This is a genomic window from Deltaproteobacteria bacterium, assembly GCA_009929795.1.
Lineage (GTDB): Bacteria > Desulfobacterota > Desulfovibrionia > Desulfovibrionales > Desulfomicrobiaceae > RZZR01.
In genome coordinates, this window is the sequence record RZZR01000229.1 from 1 (window position 1) to 3,068 (window position 3,068).

Here is a 3,068-nt window from a genome sequence, read left to right on the forward strand (position 1 = left end):
AGCAGTTCGGGCTCCAGGCCCAGGCCGGTCAAAATCCGCATGGCCGTGTGCATGGATTCCAGGAGCACGGCATGGACCACGACGCGGCCTCCGGGCCGCAGGGCCTGGACCACGCCTTCCAGCAGGCCGGGAGTCCGAATCCCGCCGCCGACGAACACGGCATCCGGAACCGAAAGCTCTTTCAGCACACCCGAGGCCTCGGCCTGGACCACCTCCATCATCCAGGCCCCAAACCGGGCCCGGTTCTCGGCGATGATGGCCGCCCGGCCCGGGTCCCGCTCCACGGCCATCACCCGGCCCCGGGGCAGGATGGCCGAGGCCTCCAAGGAGACGGACCCGCACCCGGCCCCCAGATCCCAGACCGTGTCCTCGGGGCCGAGACGCAAACGGGCCAGACCTACGGCCCTCACCGGGGCCTTGGTCATGGGCCGGCCCCGGGAAACGATATCCTTATCGCGCAGGCCCGGCACCAGACGACAAGGTGGTTCCATGGTCCGCTCCAGGAGGATGAACCACGGCCCGGGCAGTTCGAGCCCCGTGGCCTGGGCCAGCTCCACGCATGCCCGGCCCTCGTTGGAAGCGTTCAGACGGGCAAAGACGTGCATCCGCCAGCCGGTGACGCCGCGTTCCAGCGCCCGAGCCGCCACTTGGGCCGGAGCGCTCATTTTGTCCGTGTACAGTCCTACCCATGGGTGATGGGTCATGGCCGCCCAGAGGGGCGACCAGTCGGACCGACCGTGCAGGGAGACTGTCGGAACCCCGGCCCAGGGCAGGCCCAGCCTGGCCGCGGCCTCCTGGAGGCAGGTCGGACCCGGACGGAACACGGCCTCGGGAAAGCGGTCCTTGAGCCTTGGGCCGATGCCGAAGAACAGGGGGTCGCCGTCGGCCAGGACCAGAACGTTCCGGCCGGCCTTCAGACGCTCACCCACGGCTGCGATCCAGGCGGCCAGCGGCGCGGCAATGGGCAGACGCTCGCCCTCGAACCATGAGGCCCGGTCGAGCAGTTCCCGGCCCCCGGCCAGGACCTGGGCCTCGCGGGCCTCGTCCGGCATCGGGATCTCGCCCCCACCGATGCCCACGCCCAGAACGGTCAGGCGACCTGTCATCGGTCCACGCCCACCTCGATTCCAATGGCCGGGTCGTAGAAATTGAGTCCGGTCTCGCCGATTTTCCGGGACCTGGCCCGGACGAATCCGAGGTGTTCCCCGCGGTCATGCTCCAGGGCCTCGGCATCCGAGGGGAACAGGGCCTTGCCGGAGGTCTCCAAGGCCCGCTCGAAATCGCGCCACAACCGCCAGCCGTCCGGGAGGGTGTCCACTCGCAAATCGCCCACTCCGCTGTTCCGGCCCCAATGTCGACGCCACCAATCCGCCGTCTGGAAGCACCAGCACTCGTCTTCCCAAAAGACCTTGCCGTTGGCCTGGGGACGGGCAAGGTGCTCGGGAACACTCTCCACCTCACGCATCAAGCCGGGCACGACCACGCCCACCTGGCCATTCTGACGGACAAAACGCAGGAGGTATTGGAGGTAGAGGATATCCGTGCCAAAATACTGATAGGCGTCGATGGAGATCACGGCGTCGAAGAAATCTGCCGCAAAGGGCAGGCTATGGGCCTCGGCCCGGAAAGGAAAAACCAATCCCTGGACCCCGGCCTCCTCTGCCCGCTTTTGGTTGTGATCCGGGGTGATCCAGAGGTCGGCCGCCCAGACCTGGACCCCGAATTCCCGGGCCAGAAAAATACTGGTCATGGCCTTGCCGCAACCCAGGTCCAGAACGCGCATACCGGATTTGATGTCCAGCTCCCGGGTCAACCACTCCACGAGCCACAGGGCGTTGGGCCCCATCTGGTTCTCCAGGACCCAGGCCGGGTCATAGGCGTTGGAGCGGGGAAACTCTGGCCGGTACAGAAGAGTTTGAATCTTGTCCTCGTTCATTTCAATACCTCCGAATTGGTCGATCGATGTTGGCGATGATTGACGTCCCGCCAGCAGGAGAAATTCAGCCCCTGAATTTCTCGAAATAGACCGGATCGACGTCGTAGGCCGTACGCTTGGTCACTCCGAGTTCAACCCGCTCGAACATTTTCACCAGCTTTTCGCCGTCCACCAGCTCGACCTGCGGCGCTCCATCCCGGCTGGCCTCCTGGATCGCGGCATTTGAAAAGGCTGACGTGGTCAGGATGATGCCTTTTTCCGCCCGGCCGATCATGGCGTTGCGGAAATCCCCGACCTGGGCCCGGGAAACCAGTCGACCCTCGGCGTAGCGCTTGCACTGGAAAAGAACCCTGAAGCTGACAAAGGGATTGATCTCCAGTATGCTGAAGCCATCCACGCCACCGTCGGCCGAACCGCCAGTGATCTCAACCTTCTCGAAACCCGATTCCCGCAGCAGCTCCCGGCAGACTTTCTCGAAACCGAGCGGGCTCAGGCAGCGCAAGACCTCGAGAATCGTCGGCTTTCCTTCCGACGTCGCATCTTCGGAAGGAACCGAAGTCTCCGTCACTTCGTCGCCTTGGTCGTGCTTGCGCCGCTCGGCATGGAAGGCCACCCATTTTTTGAAAATTTCCCGGGCCTGGGCCTCGGTGATCTGGGCCGTTCGTCCTGTATCCGTCAGAGTCCAAGTGCCTCGCTTGGACGAATCGAGGAGACCCTCCCAGACGAGATACTGTCGGGCCCAGGCCACTTGGTTGTGGAACTTGCTTTCGCCGGATTTGAGGGTCTCATCCAAAATTTCATCGGGCAGATTCAGATTCTTGGCAATCTTGGCCGAAACCTCGCGCGGCCGCCCTGAATCGCCCAAGTCCCGCAAGGCATCCAGAAGGGGCCCGAACCACTTGACGAACTCGGTTTGGCGTTTTTTCGACATTGTCATCTCTGATCCCAATGGTTTTCCATTTCGGGATTGTCCATCCCAAACTCAAGCATGATTCAATACAGTTGACGAAAAGACTACCCAACCCGTCCACTGTCCGCAATCACCGTCCCATCTTCGTCCAGCAACAGGTACCGGATCGCCATCCGCCGTCCGGCGAATTCCAAGGCCCTGGCCGCGGCCCGCTCGCAGACC

Annotated in this window: 3 protein-coding genes; all 3 read right to left on the reverse strand. The window is 63.6% G+C overall.

What is annotated here, in order from left to right; genetic code table 11:
- A partial coding sequence (gene cbiT, locus EOM25_13515; protein ID NCC26191.1) for a precorrin-6Y C5,15-methyltransferase (decarboxylating) subunit CbiT occupies positions 1–1,106 on the reverse strand: 1,106 nt, incomplete at its 3' end.
- Positions 1,103–1,936, reverse strand: a complete 834-nt coding sequence (locus EOM25_13520; GenBank protein ID NCC26192.1) for a methyltransferase domain-containing protein — start codon at positions 1,934–1,936, stop codon at positions 1,103–1,105. The genes EOM25_13520 and cbiT, both read right to left, overlap by 4 nt.
- A 64-nt stretch (positions 1,937–2,000) precedes the next feature.
- Entirely contained in the window at positions 2,001–2,867 is an 867-nt protein-coding gene (locus tag EOM25_13525) for a restriction endonuclease (GenBank protein NCC26193.1), read from the reverse strand.
- Between the last annotated feature and the right edge of the window lie 201 nt (positions 2,868–3,068).